The sequence below is a fragment of the Achromobacter sp. SD115 genome (assembly GCF_017355315.1).
Lineage (GTDB): Bacteria > Pseudomonadota > Gammaproteobacteria > Burkholderiales > Burkholderiaceae_B > Achromobacter > Achromobacter xylosoxidans_B.
This window is the reverse complement of the sequence record NZ_JADIJM010000024.1, coordinates 93,275-110,315: the sequence shown is the minus strand read 5'-3', so window position 1 is coordinate 110,315 and position 17,041 is coordinate 93,275. Positions and strand designations below refer to the sequence as shown.

The window sequence follows — 17,041 nt, the reverse complement described above, 5'->3', positions numbered from 1 at the left end:
CTTTGCTGACGCCCTCGCCCAACGCGACGTCGCGCGTCCCCACGCCCTGCCCCGACCCGCTGCCGCCCGGCGCGCGCTGGCGCGAGGTTTCGACCGAGCAGCAACCCATAGGCTTCGTGCTGCTGCGCTCGCGCCGCCGCAGCATCGGCTTCGTGATCACCGACGACGGCCTGCGCGTCACAGCCCCCAACTGGGTCACGTTGACACAGGTGGACGATGCCGTGCGCGAAAAGGCCCGCTGGATCCTGGCCAAGCTGCGCGAATGGCACGCCCGCAAGCAGCAGCTGGCCATGGCGCACACGCGCTGGCAGCCTGGTGGCGAACTGCCTTATCTGGGCAAGCGCATCGTCCTCGGCGTGGGCGGCGACAGCCGCCAGGCCAACCTGTCCGGCGACGCGGACGCCCCCCAGGATGGCGACACCCTCTGGCTGGCGCTGCCGTCTTCGGCGGACCAGGGCCGCATCCGCGATTCGGCCCAAGCCTGGCTGCAACAGCGCGCCGGCGCCTGGTTCGGCGCGCGCCTGGCCCATTTCCTGCAGGTCAGCGGACTGAAGATCCAACGCTGGCGCCTGTCGTCGGCCGCCACCCGCTGGGGCTCCTGCACCAGCGACGGCAACATCATGCTGAACTGGCGCCTGATCCATTTCGCGCCCGCCATCATCGACTACGTCATCGCGCACGAGCTTGCCCATTTGCGCGAAATGAACCACAGTCAGGACTTCTGGCGCGAAGTGGGGCAGATCCTGCCCGATTTCGAAGACGCCAAGAACATCCTGCGGCGCCACGACCCCGCATCCTTGCCTCAGTTCTAAGGCATCCAGGAGACACGAAAATGTTGCTGCTGATTCCGGGCCCGGTCACGACCGACGCGCGGGTGAAGGCCGCCATGGCGCAAGACTATGCGCCATGGGACAACGATTTCCGCCAGACCTACCGGCAGGTCTGCGACGACGTGCTGCACGCGGCGCAGGCGTCCCCCGACGAGCACGCCGCGCTGGCGCTGCCGGGCTGCGGCCACTTCGCGGTGGAAGCCGCGATCCGCAGCTTCATCCCCGCCGGCGGCCGCCTGCTGGCGCCCTCCACCGGCGCCTATGCCGCCCGCCTGCAGAAACTGGCCGGCGACGCGGGCCGCGTGGCCGTGCCGCTGTCCGTGGGCGCCACCGAGCGGATCGATCCGCAAGCAGTCGCCAAGGCGCTGGAACAAGACCCCACGCTCACGCACCTGGCGCTGGTCTACAGCGAAACCGGCAGCGGCATCTGCCACGACGTGCCTGAACTGGCGCGCATCGCGCACACGCTGGGCCGTCGCGTCATCGTCGACGCCGTGTCCGCCTTCGGCGCGCTGCCCCTGGACTTGCGCGCCCTGCCCGCCGTGGAAGCGGTGGTGCTGACGGCCAACAAGTGCCTGGAAGGCATGCCCGGCGCCGCCTTCGTGGTGGCCCGGCGCGACAGCCTGGAAGCCGCGCGCGGCGTCGCCGGCAGCTGGTCGCTGGACCTGGCGGACATCTATCAGCAAAGCCTGCAGCCCAACGCCGGCCCGCGCTTCACGCCGCCCGCGCCCACGCTGGCGGCGCTGGCCGTGGCGCTGGCGCTGCACCTTGAGGAAGGCCGCGAGGCGCGCCTGGCGCGCTACACGGCCAATATGCGCACGCTATATGATGGCGTCAGGGAGCTGGGCCTGACCCCGTACCTGCCGCCTGCCTTACAGGGCCCCATCGTCGTCAACGTCCGCGCCCCGGACGCGCCGAACTGGAACCTGCAATTGTTCGCGGACTCCCTCAAGCGCCGCGGCTACGTGCTCAGCAACTTCTACAACACCGAACAACCTTCGTTCCGGGTCGGCTGCATCGGCGCCTTCGGGCCCGACCAGATGCGGCAGGCAGTCGACGCCATGGGCGGCGCGCTGCGCGACATCGGCATCACCCGGGAAGCCGCCGGCAACGGCGGATTCTTCCCGCTCCCCCTCACCGCTTAAGGAAAACATCCCATGCGTATGCTCCACACCATGCTGCGAGTCGGCAACCTCGACAAGTCCATCGACTTCTACACCAACGTGCTCGGCATGCGCGTCCTGCGCCGCAACGACTACCCCGACGGCAAGTTCACGCTGGCCTTCGTCGGCTACCAGGACGAAGCCGAAGGCGCCGTCATCGAACTGACCCATAACTGGGACACGGACAAGTACGACCTGGGCACCGGCTACGGCCACATCGCGCTGGAAGTGGACAACGCCTACGAAGCCTGTGACAAGGTCAAGGAAAAAGGCGGCAAGGTCACGCGCGAAGCCGGCCCGATGAAGCACGGCAAGACGGTCATCGCCTTTGTCGAGGACCCCGACGGCTACAAGATCGAATTCATCCAGAAGAAAGGCCGCCAGGACTGAGCCCCGCGCGGCTGACGCCAGGAAGACACCCATGATCCACACCATCCTGAAAATGGGCGATGCGCGGCTGCTGCGCGTGGCCGCGCCCGTGGAGCGCTACGACACGCCCGAGCTGCACGCGCTGATCGATGATATGTTCGAAACCATGGCCGCCGCGCAAGGGGTGGGCCTGGCCGCGCCGCAGATCGGCGTGGACCTGCAGCTGGTGATCTTCGGCTTCGACCGCAACGAGCGCTATCCCGACGCGCCCGCCGTGCCGCAGACCATCCTGTGCAATCCCGTCATCACGCCGCTATCGGACGAGATGGAAGACGGCTGGGAAGGCTGCCTGTCGGTGCCGGGCCTGCGCGGCCTGGTGCCGCGCTACCGCCGCATCCGCTACAGCGGACGCGACCCTTACGGCCAGCTCATCGAGCGCGAAGCCGACGGTTTCCATGCCCGGGTGGTGCAGCACGAATGCGACCACCTGATCGGCCGGCTCTATCCGTCGCGCATCCAGGACTTCAGCAAGTTCGGATTCACGGAAATCCTGTTTCCGGACATGGATCCGAACCAGGACGACTAGGTCCCCGCTCCCGCCTTGCGGGAGCTTGCGTCCCCACCCTAAGCCTCGCCGGAGTCCGCCTTCGCGGCCTGCGGCGACAGCTCCTCAGGCGCGAAATCGTCCACCTGCAACACCCGCGAGACCAGGGCTTCGGCCTCTTCCAGCGAGGCCGCCTGCGCGTCGGTGATGGCGCCGCGCTGATGGGCTTCGCGCCAATCGCGCACGCCGGACTGGCGCAGGCGGTCGCGCAGCGGCTGCACGGCGTCCGCCAGCGTGAAGGCGCGGGTCAGAAGGCCTACCGGATCGTCGCCGGCAGCGCCGGCCTCGCGATGCAGGTCGGCCGCCAGGCGCGCATGCGTGGGCGAAGGCTTGAGCAGCAGTTCCGCGCATTCCCGGGTCAGGGCGTCGTCCGGCCCCTTGGCCAGGCGCAGCGGCAGTATGGCGGCGCGCAGCCCCCATGACAATACGCGGCCCGGCAAATTGCGCAGGACCTGATCCATGCTTTTCTCGATGCTGGCGTAGCCCTGCTCCATGCACCACTGAACCAGCGGCAGGTCGTCATGCTTGCGGCCCTCGTCCTCCCAGCGCTTGAGCACCGCCGACAGCAGGTACAGCGCGGACAGGATGTCGCCGAGGCGCGCGGAAATCATCTCGCGGCGCTTCAGGCCGCCGCCCAGTTGCGCCAGCGTGGCATCGGCCAGCAGCGCGAAGCCCGAGGCGTAGCGCCCCAGCCGCCGGTAGTGCCCGGCCACGGGACCTGATGAAGGCGCGGGCGCCAGCATCCCGCCAGTCCATGCGCGGCCGATGGCGCGCAGCGCGTTGAGTCCGGTGTGGCGCAGGTGGCGCCAGAACACGTCATGGAAGACCTCCATGCCGCGCTCTTCGTCGGGATTGCCCAGCGCCAGGATTTCCGGCATCAGGTAGGGGTGGGCGCGGATCGCGCCCTGGCCGAAGATGATCAGGTTGCGCGTCAGGATGTTGGCGCCCTCGACCGTGATGGCGATGGGCACGGCGCGGTAGAGCGCGCCCAGGTAGTTGCTGGGGCCGTCGATGACGGCGCGGCCGGCATGGATATCCATCGCGTCGTTGACCGAGCCGCGCATGCGCTCGGTGGCGTGGTACTTCATGATGCCCGAGACCACCGCCGGCTTGACGCCCTGGTTCAGCGCGGCGCAGGTCAGGCGCCTTGCGGCCTCGACCAGGTAGGCATTGCCCGCCAGCCGCGCCAGACCTTCCTGCACGCCCTCGAACTTGCCCACTGGAATGCCGAACTGCTCGCGCACGCGGGCATACATGCCGGTGGTGTGCGCGCACATCGCGGCGGCGGCGGCCGACAGCGAAGGCAACGAAATACCGCGGCCCGCCGCCAGGGCGCTCATCAGCATCTGCCAGCCGTGTCCGGCGCGCTCGGCGCCGCCGATCAGCGCGTCCAGCGGCACGAACACGTCGCGCCCGCGGTTGGGGCCGTTCTGGAAGACCTGCATGGCCGGCAGGTGGCGGCGTCCGATTTCCACGCCCGGCGCTTCGGTTGGCACCAGCGCGACCGATATGCCGATGTCCTTGGGGCCGCCGAGGATGCCGTCCGGGTCCGACATCTTGAAAGCCAGGCCCAGCACCGTCGCCACCGGTCCCAGCGTGATGTAGCGCTTGTGCCAGTTCAGCCGGATGCCGATCAGTTCGCGCCCATCGACCACCTGGCGGCAGACCACGCCGGTATCCACCATGGACGCGGCGTCCGAGCCGGCCTCGGGGCTGGTCAGGCCGAAGCACGGCACCTCGCGGCCGTCCGCCAGCCGCGGCAGCCAGTAGTCGCGCTGCGCCGGCGTGCCGAACTGCATCAGCAATTCGCCCGGTCCCAGCGAATTGGGCACCATGACGGTGACGCCCGCGGTGATGGAATAGGCCGAGATGCGCCGCACGACCTCGGAGTGCGCATAGGGCGAAAAACCCAGGCCGCCGTAGCGCCGCGGAATGATCATGCCGAAGAAGCGTTCGGCCTTCAGGAAATCCCATACCTCCGGCGGCAGGTCGCGGCGGTTCCAGGTGATGTCCCATTCGTCCAGCATGGCGCAGAGCCGCGCCAGCGGGCCGTCGATGAAGCGCTGCTCGTCAGGCGTCAGCGTGGCGGCGGGCACGTCCAGCAGCTTGCGCCAATTGGGGTTGCCGGTGAAGAGATCCGCGTCCCACCAGGTGTCTCCGGCTTCGATGGCCTCGCGCTCCGTGGCCGACATGGCCGGCAGCGCGTTGCGCGCCCAGCGATAAGCGGGTTCCGAGATGCGGCGGCGGCGCCAGGCATTGAAGTCCATGAGTTTTCCTCACTGTTATGGCCCCAGGCCTCAGGGCGTATCAGGTCAAAGTACCAGAATTGGCGGCGCCGGGCCAAGCTGCGGCCTACCGACTCTGCGACAATGGGCGACGGCGCGCAGCGCGCAATCCATCGCTATCCGGGCAGTCTCCGCATGCTGAACAAACTCTGGCTGGGCTTTTTCCTTACCGCGGCCGCGGCGGCGCTGTACCGCTGGCTGGTCATCGGCGACCCCGAAGTCTTCCGCCTGATGGTGGCCAGCCTGTTCGACATGGCCCGCGTGTCGGTGGAAGTGATGGTGCTGCTGTTCGGCACGCTGACGTTGTGGCTGGGCTTTCTGCGCATCGCCGAGGGCGCGGGGCTGGTGGAAAAACTGGCGCGCGTGCTGGGGCCGCTGTTCGCGCGCCTGATGCCCGAGGTGCCGCGCAACCATCCGGCCATCGGCCTGATCACGCTGAATTTCGCCGCCAACGGGCTGGGGCTGGACAATGCCGCCACGCCCATCGGGCTGCGCGCCATGCGCGAGCTGCAATCGCTGAATCCCACGCCCGAAACCGCCAGCAACGCGCAGATCCTGTTCCTGGTGCTGAATGCCTCGTCGCTGACCCTGCTGCCGGTGACGCTATTCATGTTCCGCGCGCAGCAGGGCGCGGCGGATCCGACGCTGGTGTTCCTGCCCATCCTGCTGGCTACCAGCGCATCGACCCTGGCGGGCTTTCTGGCCGTGGCGGCCTGCCAGCGGCTGCGCCTGATCGATCCCGTCGTCATGCTGTGGCTGGGCGGTGCGGCGCTGCTCATGGGCGGCTTCATGGCGCTGCTGGCCAGCATGTCGGCCGCCGCCATCGCCTCGCTGTCGTCGCTGCTGGGCAATCTGACGCTGTTCGGCATCCTGCTGGCCTTCCTGATCGCGGGCGCCTGGAAGAAGGTGCCGGTCTACGAGGCCTTCATCGAGGGCGCCAAGGAAGGTTTCGACATCGCCAAGAGCCTGCTGCCTTATCTGGTCGCGATGCTGTGCGCGGTGGGCGTGCTGCGCGCCTCGGGCGCGCTGGATTTCCTGCTGGACGGCATCCGCTGGCTGGCGGTGCAGGCAGGCTGGGACACGCGCTTCGTGGACGCCCTCCCCACCGCCCTGGTCAAACCCTTCTCGGGCAGCGCGGCCCGCGCCATGATGCTGGAAACCATGGCGCATTTCGGCGTGGACAGCTTTCCGGCATTGCTGGCCGCGGTAGTCCAGGGCAGCACCGAGACCACCTTCTACGTGCTGGCGGTGTACTTCGGATCGGTGGGTATCCTGCGAGCCCGCCATGCGGTGGGCTGCGCCCTGATCGCCGACCTGGCCGGCGTGTTGGCGGCCATCGGCGTGTGCTACTGGTTCTTCGGCTGAGACCCACCGGGGCGGCAGGATGCGCCGGCATGGCGCCCCTGCCCTCCTCGCGTCAATCCACCAGCAGGATCTTCATCCCATTGGTGCCGCCGCTATCGCGGTAGAAGTCGCCCTTGGTCAGGATCACCCAATCCCCGGTCTGCACCAGATTGCGCTTGCGCAGTTCATCGATGGCGGCGTTGCTCAGGTCGGCGGGCTCGTAGTCCGACGGCGAGAACGGCACGGTGTAGACCCCGCGGAACATCGCCACCCGGTTCTGCGTGGCGCTATGCGGGCTGTAGCAATAGATCGGCACGCCCGAACGGATGCGCGACATGATCAGCGGCGTGTGGCCGCTTTCCGTCAGCGCAATGATGGCCTTGACGCCGGGAAAATGATTGGCCGCGTACATGGCCGCCAACGCGATGGTCTCGTCGCAGCGCGTGAAGGTCTCGCCCAGGCGATGATGCGACTTGGTCGAGGTGGGGTGCTTTTCCGCGCCCAGGCAGACGCGAGCCATGGCCTGCACGGTTTCCACCGGATACTGGCCCGATGCGCTCTCCGCCGACAGCATGACCGCGTCGGTGTAGTCGAGCACCGCGTTGGCCACGTCGGACACTTCGGCACGCGTGGGCATGGGGCTGGAGATCATTGACTCCATCATCTGCGTCGCGGTAATGACGACCTTGTTCAGGGTACGCGCGTGCTGGATGATGCGTTTCTGGATGCCCACCAGTTCGGCATCGCCCACTTCCACGCCCAGGTCGCCGCGCGCCACCATCACGCCGTCGCTGGCACGGATCAGGGCATCCAGCGCTTCGTCGTCGGCCACGGCTTCCGCGCGCTCGATCTTGGCGATGATCCAGGCCTGGCTGCCGGCGGCCGCCAGCAGCGTGCGCGCCTCGTCGATGTCGCTGCCATAACGCGGGAACGACACGGCCACGTATTCCAGATTCATTTCCGCGGCCAGCTTGATGTCGACGCGGTCCTTGTCGGTCAGGCTGGGCGCGGAGAGGCCGCCGCCGCGGCGGTTGATGCCCTTGTTGTTCGACAACGGGCCGCCCACGGTCACGGTGGTGTGGACCTCGTCGCCTTCGACGCTGTCCACCACCAGCACCACGCGGCCGTCATCCAGCAGCAGCTCGTCGCCGACGCGGCAATCCTGCACCAGTTCGGGGTAGTCGATGCCGACGATGCTGGCCGTGCCGGCCTCTTTGGGATGCACGCGCGACAGCGTGAACGGCTGTCCGACATGCAGCTGGACCAGCTTGTCCGTGAAGCGCGCGATGCGGATCTTGGGGCCCTGCAGGTCGCCCATGATGGCGACGAAGCGGCCCTGCCTGGCGGCGATCTCGCGCACCATGCGAGCGCGCTCGCGGTGGTCGTCCGGGCTGCCATGCGAGAAGTTCAGGCGGGCCACGTCCAGGCCCGCGCGGATCAGCGCTTCAATGCGTTCGGGCGTCGAAGTCGAGGGTCCCAGGGTGGCGACAATTTTGGTGCGGCGCAATACGGGCATGACGATCCACTCTCGCTAAAACGACAAAAACGCTATGGTACGCCGGCCGCGCCCGCGCAGGTATCATGGGCATCACCTCAACCGAAAAACGAGCTCGACTGAACCCGTGAAAATCGTCATCGCCCCCGACTCTTTCAAAGAAAGCGTGTCCGCGCCCGATGCGGCGGCAGCCATTGCGCGCGGCGTGAAAGCCGCATTCCCCGGCGCCCATACGGTCTGCATTCCGATGGCCGACGGCGGCGAAGGCACGGTCGAAGCCGTGCTCGCAGCAACAGGCGGCAAGGAACAGCAGCTGACGGTGAACGATGCGTTGGGCTACAAGGTCGACGCCGTGTGGGGGCTGCTGGACGATGGCACGGCGGTGATCGAAATGGCTGCGGCAGCGGGCCTCGAACTCATCGCGCCCTCCAAGCGCGATCCGATGCGCGCCAGCAGCCATGGCGTGGGCGAACTGATGCTGGCCGCCGTGAACGCGGGCGCTACGCGCATCATCCTGGGCCTGGGCGGCTCGGCCACCAACGATGCCGGCGCCGGCATGTTGACAGCCCTGGGCGTGCGCCTGCTGGATGGGGACGGCCGCAGCCTGCCGCCTGGCGGCGGCGCGCTCGGCAAGCTGGCCAGCATCGATACGCGCGGCCTGGATCCGCGCCTGGCTGAGATCCGCATCGACATCGCCTCGGACGTGGACAACCCCTTGTGCGGCCCGCAGGGCGCTTCGCACGTGTTCGGCCCGCAAAAGGGCGCGACGCCCGAACAGGTGCAGATCCTGGACCAGATGCTGACGAACTTCGCCGACGTGTGCGCGAAGCACCTGGGCACCGACCACCGCGGCCACCCCGGCGCGGGCGCAGCGGGCGGCCTGGGCTTCGCGGCCAAGGCCTTCCTCAACGCCAGTTTCCGCCCCGGGGTGGAGATCGTCGCGGAGCTGGGCGGCCTGGCCCAGGCGATCGAGGGCGCGGCCCTGGTGTTTACCGGCGAAGGCCGCATGGATGCACAGACCCTGCGCGGCAAGACCCCCGCCGGCGTGGCGAAGATCGCGCAGCGCGCGGGCGTGCCCGTCGTGGCGCTGGCCGGATCGCTAGGCGAAGGCTACGAAGCGCTGCACGCCTGCGGCATCAGCGCCGCCTTCAGCCTGGCTCCCGGCCCCATCACGCTGCAGCAGGCGCTCACCGACGCCGAAAAACTGCTGGCCGACCGCGCCCGCGACGTCATGCAACTTTGGATGACCGCGCAAAAACGCATGCTGTAGAAACTGAATTGAAAAAGCCCGCTGTAGCGGGCTTTTCGGTTTTTGGGGTCCGGCTTCAACCGGCCTGCAGCACTCCAGCCGCCACCAGTGCATCCGCCAGGCGGATATAGCGGTCCACTGAAATATCCTCGGCGCGCGCCGTGGGCGCGATATCCAGAGCTTCCCAGGGCACTTGCGCGGCCCAGTCCGCCAGCACCCGGCGCAACATCTTGCGCCGCTGTGAAAACGCGCGCGCCACCACCGTTTCAAAGGCCCGCTCGCTGACCGGGCGCAGGCGATCCGCTGGCAAGGGCACCATGCGCACGATCGCCGACACCACCTTGGGCGGCGGATCGAAGGCTTCCGGCGGCACGTCGAACAGCTTGTGCATGCGGTAGCGCGATTGCAGCATCACCGACAGGCGGCTGAAGTCGCCTGAGCCGGGTTGCGCGACCATGCGGTCGATCACTTCCCGCTGCAGCATGAAGTGCTGGTCGCGGACGTGCCCGGCCCAGGTCATCAGATGGAACAGCAACGGGCTGGAGATGTTGTAGGGCAGATTGCCCACCACCCGCAGCGCCGGTCCGAACTGGGAAAAATCCACGGTCAAGGCATCGGCCTCGACCACGGTCAGGCGGGTGGCGTCGAACTGCTTGCGCAGACGCGCCGCCAGGTCGCGATCGATTTCGACTGCGGTCAGATGATCCAGACGTTCGAGCAGCGGCCGGGTAAGCGCGGACAAGCCCGGGCCGATCTCGACCACGGTGTCGTCGCGGGCGGGCGACACCGCCCGGACGATGGACTCGACCACGCTCTCGTCGGTCAGGAAGTTCTGGCCGAAACGCTTGCGCGCCTGGTGCTGTGACATGTAAAGCCTGTAATGCGTTTAGCGGTTGTTCTGCTGGATCTTCTGCTGCTTTTCCAGGCGGTTGTCGATATATGCCTGGGCTCGCAGCTGCTCCAGCCAATCCTCGAAAGCGGGCTGGGCACGGCGTTCGAACAAGATCTGGCGAGCCTTCATGCGGGCCATGTCGTCGGTGGCGTCGTGCTGGCGGCGCTCTTCCACTTCGATCAGGTGCCAGCCGAAAGGCGATTGCACCGGTTGGCTGATCTCGCCCGGCTTCAAGGCGTTCATGGCGGCCTCGAACGGCGGCACGGTTTCGCCCGGGTTCAGCCAGCCCAGTTCGCCGCCTTGCGGAGCGGTGGCGTCCTGCGAATACTGGCGCGCCATGTCCTCGAACTTGGCGCCGCCGCTCACCAGGCGCTGACGGACCTGCTCCAGGCGCTGACGCGCCAGTTCGTCGCTCATGACGGTGGAGGTCTTGATCAGGATGTGGCGGGCGCGGGTCTGCATCACTTCCACCGGGCCCTGGTGCGCAGGCGCCTGCGCGGGCGCGGCGGCGGGCTGCGGCGCCTGGGCTGGCGCCGGGGCGCGGGCCGTGCGGGCAGGCGCCGGCTGGGCGGTGCCGCGGTCCATCACCTTGATGATGTGAAAGCCGTTGCCGCTTTGGATCAGGCTGCTGACCTGCCCTTTCTGCAGATTGCTGACGGCCTGCACGAACAGGTCGGGCCAGCCGTCCAGCGGGCGCACGCCCATGACGCCGCCCTGCAAGGCTTCGGGACCGTCCGAGGCCGCAGCGGCCAGGCTGGCGAAGTCGTCGCCGCGTTTGGCTTGCGCCAGCAGGCCTTCGGCCTTCTTGCGCAGCGCGGCCAGTTGCTCGGGCGACGAACCTTCAGGCACGCGCACCAGGATCTGGGCCAGGGCGTAAAGCATCGGACCCGACGGCGCGGCGGCCTGCTGGGGTTCGGGTTGCGGCTGAGCCTGCGGCTGCGGGGCCGCCTGCGGCGCCGCGCCGAACGCGGGATTGCGGCGCTGATCCTTGAGGAAGGCGTCGACTTCGGTATCCGAAATCACAATCGTCGAATCCACGGCGCGCTGGCGCAGGCGATCGGTACGGATCTCGTCGCGCAGCGACTTGCGGTAGCCGTCCCAGTTCGTGCCGGATTTTTCGATTTCCTGGCGCAACTGGGCCATAGTGATCTTGTTGCGGGCGGCAATGGTCTGGATGGCCTGATCGACTTGCGCATCGTCCACCCGTATGCCCAGGCGGTCTGCTTCATGGCGCTGTACGCGCTCCATGATCAGGCGCTGCAGCACCTGATGCTGCAGGGTCTGGTCATCGGGCACCTGGATGCCGCGGGATTTCAACTCGCCTGAAATACGCTGGGACGCGTCGCGCAATTCGCGCAACGTAATCACGTCCTTGTCCACCACGGCGGCAATGCCGTCGACGAACTGCTCGCGCTGCGGCGCGGGCGCCGGCGCGGCGTTCTTCTGCGCGGCGGAATTCGGCTTGGCGCCATTGCTCGCGGCCTTGCCGCCCTGCTCGGCCGCATGGGCCACGGGCAAGCCAGCGCACACGGCCAACAGCAGCGCATTGCCGGAGAGGCGGCGCAAAGAGTGCAACCTACGCATCATTCATACCTTTCAAATGTGGTCCCGGTGGGCACTGGCGGCGTAATGCGCGAGTAGCCGGGGATACTTCTGTTCAGCAGGTTCATCGGGTCGGTTCCGAGGGAACCCAGGCCGGTCAGCTCAAGCTGGAAGAACACTGCGGAGTTCGCGTCCGTAGCGGAGACTGCATATCGCTGATAGACCACGCGGCCCACCCAGCAGCAATCTCCCTTGTACTCCAGACCGGCGATGGCCTGCGTCACGCGGGGCGACTCCGTCGTGTCGGCGATCGTGCTGGAAGGTCCGGAACGCAAGGAATAGTCCACCCGTCCGACACCATACCAGCGCTTGCTGAATGGCCACTGTACCGCCATGCTGACCTGATTCTGGCCCTGCGGCTGATAGTAGACGCCAGGCTGAGGGTCACGCTGATAACGATAAGACAAGGCAATCGTGGTCAAACGCTGCGGCGCCCAGCGCGCACTGATCAGACCGCGAGACCAATTGTTGTCGTATGGGTTGTATTGCGCGGCGACTTCAGTACTGAGCGTGTCCGTGAGCGCTGCGCTCGCACCAACGAGGAAGTCCGAACGGACGTTTTCACGCGGCGTCTCGCCCGGCAACGTGACTTTCTGATCGGCGAAATACAAGCGCTGCGCGACGGCCAGCGACATGCGCTCAAAACCCGTATTGGCGTCCAGCCAGCGCGTGGTCAGCGCCGCCGTCAGTTGATTCGCGTTCGAAATGCGATCCCAGCCACCGCTGTAGATATTCTCCTCGAATGCCTGCGAGAAGCTGAAATCGGCCAGCGACGTGTCGTAGACCGGCAGCTTGGACTGGTCACGGTAAGGCACGTAGAGGTAGTACAGGCGCGGTTCGAGAGTCTGTGTAGATGCCTTGCCAAACAGGGTCGTATCGCGTTCGAAAATCAGGCCGGAATCCAGCGACATGATGGGCACCGTGCGCGATTGCGACTGCGGGTAGCCAAACGAGGTACCCGCGCTGGGCGTGCCCGCATTCAAGCCCAGCCAGTCCCTGCTATACCAATTGGTCTGGTATTGGGTGTAGTTTACTCCCGCCTTCGGAACGATGAACCAGCCGGGGCGTACGATCGGATAGGAAACCGTGGGATATGACTGCAAGCGGTCGCCTTCCGGGCCTGTGCGTGCGCCGTTCAGCAGGGGCTTCTTGAAGCGTACGGCAGTCGAGGTCCAGTCCACGTCGAAGCCGCCCCAATCGTAGCGTGCTCCGCGGAAGAAGAGTTCGGGTTCCTTATCGTACGGCGGCGACAGCGGCGCATCCGGATCCTGCAGCGTCTGGTACTTGTAGACCTGGGCGTATGCACTCCAGTAGCCGGAGGGCGATCCCCAGCCCACGCGCGCGCGCTGAGGCAGATAGGTTGTGGATGCCTGATTCAAGCCCAGCTGGGAAATATCCCGAAAATAATTGTCGTCCGAGACCTTGGCGAAATCCCAATCCGCATAGAAGCCATGAGAGAACGTCTGCTGGTGACGCCACCAATACATCCAGCGGTCGGTGCCCGTGATATTGTCATTGGGCAAGTAGGTGCCATTCAGATCACCTGCGAAACCCGGACCAAGATACCGGAACTCCCCTCCGAGCTGCAGCCCGCGCTTGGAGAAATAGCGCGGCTGCACCGTCATGTCATAGTTCGGCGCCAGATTCAGGTAATACGGAATCGAAAAATCGAAGCCGCCCTGGCTGGTGGTGCCGTAAGTCGGCATCAGGAAACCCGACTTGCGCTCCTTCTTGACCGGGAAGGTCATGTAAGGCGACGCCAGGATGGGCACATCCTTGAAATACAGCACGCCGCTGCGCGCCACGCCTTCGTTCTCGTCGTAGTCGATGTCGACGGTCTTGGCCTTGATGTACCAGGACGGCGTTTCGCAGGCGCAGCCGCTATAAGTCACTGTGTGCAGCCGCATCTGCGACCGGCTGAATATGTCCGCGTGCTCGGCGACGGCAAAGCCGCCGTTGGCGCCCATCCAGAAATTGGGCTTTTCGATCTCGCCCGAGGACTTGTCCACGTTGAACTTGGCGTTCGGCCCGATCACCAGGGTGCCGTCGCGCATCATGCGCGCGCTGCCCTGGACGTCGACTTCGCCCGTGTCCTTGCGGTAGTTGATGCGATCGCCCTTGATCACGCTGTCGATGCGGCGCACCTGGGCGTTGCCGGTCAGGGTCAGGTCGGAGTCCGGATCGCCATCGATGGAGTCCGCCTCCATGAAGGCGGGAATGCTGTCGTCCGGCAGGCGGTGCATCCGCAAGCCCGGCGAAGTGCGCAACACGGGGGTCGCCGAGGTCGACGACGCGGCGGGAACGCTGCCCTGGCTACCTTGGGCCTGAACGGCTCCGGCGGCGACACTGACAGCAGAGAGGATCAACCATCGAACCTTGCGCACGAGTGAAAACAGCCCTTTTTGACGATGGTGGGAACGCGACACCGGCACCCACGGAGGGCCAATGCTAACGGAAACGAGCCGGTATTATAGAGAAGCCGCGCCATAGGCCCAGACTTATGTGCTCGGGACACAATTCTCAGCAATATTGCCTTTCTGACACGGATCTTCCTTGAAAAACCATCACGACCCCCGCCTGGAGCTGATCCGCAACTGGCTGGGCAGCCTGCCCGCCAGCCTGAACCTGGCCATCGACACGCTGCGTCCGGCGTCGGCCGACGCCAGTTTCCGCCGCTATTTCAGGCTGGACGCCGGCGAGCGCACCCTGATAGTCATGGACGCTCCGCCCGCGCACGAGGATTGCCGCCCCTTCCTGCACGTGGACCGCTTGCTGGCGGACGTCGGCCTGAACGTGCCCGCCGTACTGGAACAGGACCTGGACCAGGGCCTGCTGCTGCTGTCCGACCTGGGCGAGCAGACCTACTACCAGCGCATTCAGGCGGGACTGCCGGACAGCGAACTGCAGACCCTGTACCGCGAGGCCCTGGCCGCGCTGGTCCGCCTGCAGCAGGCGTCCACCGCCGGCCTGGGCACCTACGACACGGCCCGTCTGGCCGACGAGCTCAAGCTGTTCCCCGAGTGGTACGTGCAGAAGCACCACGGAGTGACGCTGGACGACAAGACCGCGAACGCGCTGGAAAAGATCTTCGCGCTGCTGTCCACCAGCAACGGCGGACAGGCCCAGGTGCTGGTGCACCGCGATTACCACTCGCCCAACCTGATGGTCTGCGACCAGCCGCAATACGGCCCCAATCCGGGCATCATCGACTTCCAGGATGCGCTCGTCGGCCCCATCACCTACGATCTGGCCTCGCTGGTGACCGACGCCCGCACCACCTGGGAAGAGCCCCAGCAACTGGATTGGGCCATCCGCTACTGGGAAATGGCGCGGGCGGCAGGCTTGCCGGTGGATCCGGATTTCGCCGAATTCCACCGCGCTTATGAATGGATGGGCCTGCAGCGCAACCTGCGCATCCTGGGCGTGTTCGCCCGTCTGAACCACCGCGACGGCAAGGCGCACTACCTGGCCCACATTCCGCGCATGAATGGCTACGTGCGCCAGGTGGCCCAGCGCTACGGCGTCTTCACGCCGCTGCTGCGCCTGCTGGACAAACTGGACGACCGCCAGGTCAGCGTCGGGTACACGTTCTGATGCGGGCCATGATTCTCGCGGCGGGACGCGGCGAACGCATGCGCCCCCTGACCGACAGTCTGCCCAAGCCCTTGCTGGCCGTGGGCGGCCAGCCGCTCATCGTCTGGCACCTGCGCCGGCTGGCAGCCGCCGGCATCCGCGACATCGTCATCAACCTTGCCTGGCTCGGCGACGAGATCGAGCGGGCGCTGGGCGATGGCGCCGCACACGGCGTGCGGATCCGCTATTCGGCGGAAGCGACCGCGCTGGAAACCGCCGGCGGCATCGCCCAGGCGCTGCCCCTGCTGGGCGGCGAGCCTTTCCTGGTCATCAACGGCGACGTGTGGTGCGACTGGGATCCCGCCGCGGCGAAGGATCTGGCAGCCGCCCTCCCCGACGGCGGCGCCTGGCTGCTGCTGGCGGACAATCCCCCCCAACACCCGGCCGGCGATTTCCGGCTGGAGGCCGACGGCAGCGTCCATGCCCAGGGCGAACCTCGTTTGACCTTTGCGGGCATCGGCGTCTACCATCCCTCGTTGTTCGCCAACGTCCCCCGGGGCGGGGCAGCTCCCCTGGCGCCCTTGCTACGGCAGGCCATGGCCCGAGGCCTGGTGCGCGGCGCGCGCCATGCGGGCAAATGGACGGATGTTGGCACGCCGCAGCGGCTGGCGGACCTGGATGCCGAACTCAACGGACAGGACCGCTGATGTCCACATATTTCACAATATCAAGGTGCGCAACCAGGCTTGTCCGCGCACCCAAGCTCCCCGGCTAACGGGGTATTCTCTAGCGCTTTGACCTGCGCGCGCTGCGCGCGGGTGAGCAAACATACAGGAAGTTTTCTAGGAATGGGGATGTTCGGAAGATCGCAACGGGCTGTGTTCAAGCCCTCCGTATACCAGCCCGGCCAACGCACGCGCCGCATGCCGCGCTGGCTGGTCCTGCTGCTGGTGGGCATCGCCCTGGGCGCCGGCGGCGTGCTCTTCCTGCAGACCAACTACGGTCCGCAACGCCTGACCGTGGAACAGTCCGAGCAGCTGCACAGCGAACTCAGCACGGCCAATCTTGAGCGCCAGCGCCTGCAAAGCCAGCTCGAGGAAGCCACCCAGCAGCGCGACGCCAACAAGTCCGGCCATGAAAAACTGACTGCCGACCTTTCTGACGCCCGCAGCAAGATCGACACGCTGAACAAGGAACTGGTGCTGTTCCAGGACGCCATGCCGGCCGACCCGCGCGGCGGCAACCTGGGCATCCGCTCCGCCACCTTCAAGCGCGCGCCCGGCCTGCTGGACTACCAGGTGCTGGTCATGCGCGAGGAGCGCCAGGGCGCGCCGTTCAAGGGTACGCTGACCTTCTCCATCGACGGCACCTACCCCAATGGCCGCGCCGCCACCGTCACGCCGGAAGGCCCTGCCCTGAACGTCGACCGTTACGACTACGCGCTGGGCCAGTTGAAGCTGCCCGACGGTTTCACGGCCAAAGTCGTGGTGCTGCGCGTGCTGGACGGCGCGCAGAAACAGCAGGCGATGCGTATCTATTACGTACGCAACTGAGACGCCACTTCAGCCCGACGACCCGCCCTGATCCGGCGGGTTTTTTTTGCCCCAACTATATGGTTGCGTGCGCAACCTTTTT

General features: G+C 66.7%; 14 protein-coding genes. 9 read left to right on the top strand and 5 right to left on the bottom strand.

Annotation, left to right across the window (positions count from 1 at the left end; all coding sequences use genetic code 11):
* Positions 1-2: 2 nt before the first annotated feature.
* The 4 genes from IPU70_RS26945 to def are packed head-to-tail and all read left to right on the top strand — an operon-like array spanning position 3 to position 2,948.
* The gene (locus tag IPU70_RS26945; RefSeq protein WP_242702716.1) at positions 3-812 is read left to right on the top strand and encodes a M48 family metallopeptidase; all 810 of its coding nucleotides are present in this window, start codon (positions 3-5) and stop codon (positions 810-812) included.
* 20 nt (positions 813-832) lie between these two features.
* Positions 833-1,975, top strand: coding sequence for a 2-aminoethylphosphonate--pyruvate transaminase (locus IPU70_RS26940; RefSeq protein WP_207472283.1), 1,143 nt, complete (start codon positions 833-835; stop codon positions 1,973-1,975).
* A gap of 12 nt (positions 1,976-1,987) precedes the next feature.
* Complete coding sequence (gloA, locus tag IPU70_RS26935; RefSeq protein ID WP_207472281.1) at positions 1,988-2,383, top strand: lactoylglutathione lyase; 396 nt, start codon at positions 1,988-1,990, stop codon at positions 2,381-2,383.
* Positions 2,384-2,414: 31 nt separating this feature from the next.
* On the top strand, positions 2,415-2,948 hold the full coding sequence (gene def / locus IPU70_RS26930) for a peptide deformylase (protein ID WP_207472279.1): 534 nt from the start codon (positions 2,415-2,417) through the stop codon (positions 2,946-2,948).
* A 38-nt stretch (positions 2,949-2,986) separates the two neighbouring features.
* Here the strand turns inward: def and IPU70_RS26925 are convergent, their stop codons facing one another.
* Complete coding sequence (locus tag IPU70_RS26925; RefSeq protein ID WP_207472277.1) at positions 2,987-5,233, bottom strand: acyl-CoA dehydrogenase; 2,247 nt, start codon at positions 5,231-5,233, stop codon at positions 2,987-2,989.
* 153 nt (positions 5,234-5,386) lie between these two features.
* Between IPU70_RS26925 and IPU70_RS26920 the strand changes: the two genes are divergently transcribed.
* A complete protein-coding gene (locus IPU70_RS26920; RefSeq protein WP_207472276.1) occupies positions 5,387-6,616 on the top strand; it encodes a nucleoside recognition domain-containing protein in 1,230 nt (409 codons plus the stop codon).
* A 52-nt stretch (positions 6,617-6,668) separates the two neighbouring features.
* Here the strand turns inward: IPU70_RS26920 and pyk are convergent, their stop codons facing one another.
* A complete protein-coding gene (gene pyk / locus IPU70_RS26915) occupies positions 6,669-8,111 on the bottom strand; it encodes a pyruvate kinase (RefSeq protein ID WP_207472268.1) in 1,443 nt (480 codons plus the stop codon).
* Between the two features lie 106 nt (positions 8,112-8,217).
* Here pyk and IPU70_RS26910 point away from each other — a divergent pair, with 106 nt between their 5' ends.
* Positions 8,218-9,360, top strand: a complete 1,143-nt coding sequence (locus IPU70_RS26910) for a glycerate kinase (protein WP_207472266.1) — start codon at positions 8,218-8,220, stop codon at positions 9,358-9,360.
* A 55-nt stretch (positions 9,361-9,415) separates the two neighbouring features.
* On the opposite strand, the gene rsmA is transcribed toward IPU70_RS26910, so the two are convergent.
* Genes rsmA through IPU70_RS26895 form a run of 3 tightly spaced genes read right to left on the bottom strand, consistent with a single transcriptional unit; the run spans position 9,416 to position 14,217 of the window.
* Entirely contained in the window at positions 9,416-10,207 is a 792-nt protein-coding gene (gene rsmA / locus IPU70_RS26905) for a 16S rRNA (adenine(1518)-N(6)/adenine(1519)-N(6))-dimethyltransferase RsmA (RefSeq protein ID WP_207472264.1), read from the bottom strand.
* 18 nt (positions 10,208-10,225) lie between these two features.
* On the bottom strand, positions 10,226-11,818 hold the full coding sequence (locus IPU70_RS26900) for a peptidylprolyl isomerase (RefSeq protein ID WP_207472262.1): 1,593 nt from the start codon (positions 11,816-11,818) through the stop codon (positions 10,226-10,228).
* Entirely contained in the window at positions 11,815-14,217 is a 2,403-nt protein-coding gene (locus IPU70_RS26895) for an LPS-assembly protein LptD (protein ID WP_207472292.1), read from the bottom strand. The genes IPU70_RS26900 and IPU70_RS26895 overlap by 4 nt, the downstream gene beginning before the upstream one ends.
* A gap of 169 nt (positions 14,218-14,386) precedes the next feature.
* On the opposite strand from IPU70_RS26895, the gene IPU70_RS26890 reads away from it, so the two are divergent.
* From IPU70_RS26890 to IPU70_RS26880, 3 genes are all read left to right on the top strand, one after another.
* Positions 14,387-15,427: an aminoglycoside phosphotransferase family protein gene (locus IPU70_RS26890; protein WP_207472261.1), complete on the top strand. Its 1,041-nt coding sequence runs from the start codon at positions 14,387-14,389 to the stop codon at positions 15,425-15,427.
* Positions 15,427-16,113, top strand: coding sequence for an N-acetylmuramate alpha-1-phosphate uridylyltransferase MurU (gene murU / locus IPU70_RS26885; protein WP_207472258.1), 687 nt, complete (start codon positions 15,427-15,429; stop codon positions 16,111-16,113). Before IPU70_RS26890 ends, murU begins: the two co-directional genes overlap by 1 nt.
* Positions 16,114-16,260: 147 nt before the next feature.
* Positions 16,261-16,959, top strand: a complete 699-nt coding sequence (locus IPU70_RS26880; RefSeq protein ID WP_013391599.1) for a DUF6776 family protein — start codon at positions 16,261-16,263, stop codon at positions 16,957-16,959.
* The last annotated feature ends 82 nt before the right edge of the window (positions 16,960-17,041 follow it).

Excerpts from the sequence above, each read along its gene's own strand:
- IPU70_RS26920 (WP_207472276.1), top strand. The coding sequence starts at position 5,387 with ATGCTGAACAAACTCTGGCTGGGCTTTTTCCTTACCGCGGCCGCGGCG.
- IPU70_RS26940 (WP_207472283.1), top strand. The coding sequence starts at position 833 with ATGTTGCTGCTGATTCCGGGCCCGGTCACGACCGACGCGCGGGTGAAG.
- murU (WP_207472258.1), top strand. The coding sequence starts at position 15,427 with ATGCGGGCCATGATTCTCGCGGCGGGACGCGGCGAACGCATGCGCCCC.
- def (WP_207472279.1), top strand. The coding sequence starts at position 2,415 with ATGATCCACACCATCCTGAAAATGGGCGATGCGCGGCTGCTGCGCGTG.
- IPU70_RS26925 (WP_207472277.1), bottom strand. The coding sequence starts at position 5,233 with ATGGACTTCAATGCCTGGCGCCGCCGCCGCATCTCGGAACCCGCTTAT.
- rsmA (WP_207472264.1), bottom strand. The coding sequence starts at position 10,207 with ATGTCACAGCACCAGGCGCGCAAGCGTTTCGGCCAGAACTTCCTGACC.
- pyk (WP_207472268.1), bottom strand. The coding sequence starts at position 8,111 with ATGCCCGTATTGCGCCGCACCAAAATTGTCGCCACCCTGGGACCCTCG.
- IPU70_RS26880 (WP_013391599.1), top strand. The coding sequence starts at position 16,261 with ATGTTCGGAAGATCGCAACGGGCTGTGTTCAAGCCCTCCGTATACCAG.
- IPU70_RS26900 (WP_207472262.1), bottom strand. The coding sequence starts at position 11,818 with ATGATGCGTAGGTTGCACTCTTTGCGCCGCCTCTCCGGCAATGCGCTG.
- gloA (WP_207472281.1), top strand. The coding sequence starts at position 1,988 with ATGCGTATGCTCCACACCATGCTGCGAGTCGGCAACCTCGACAAGTCC.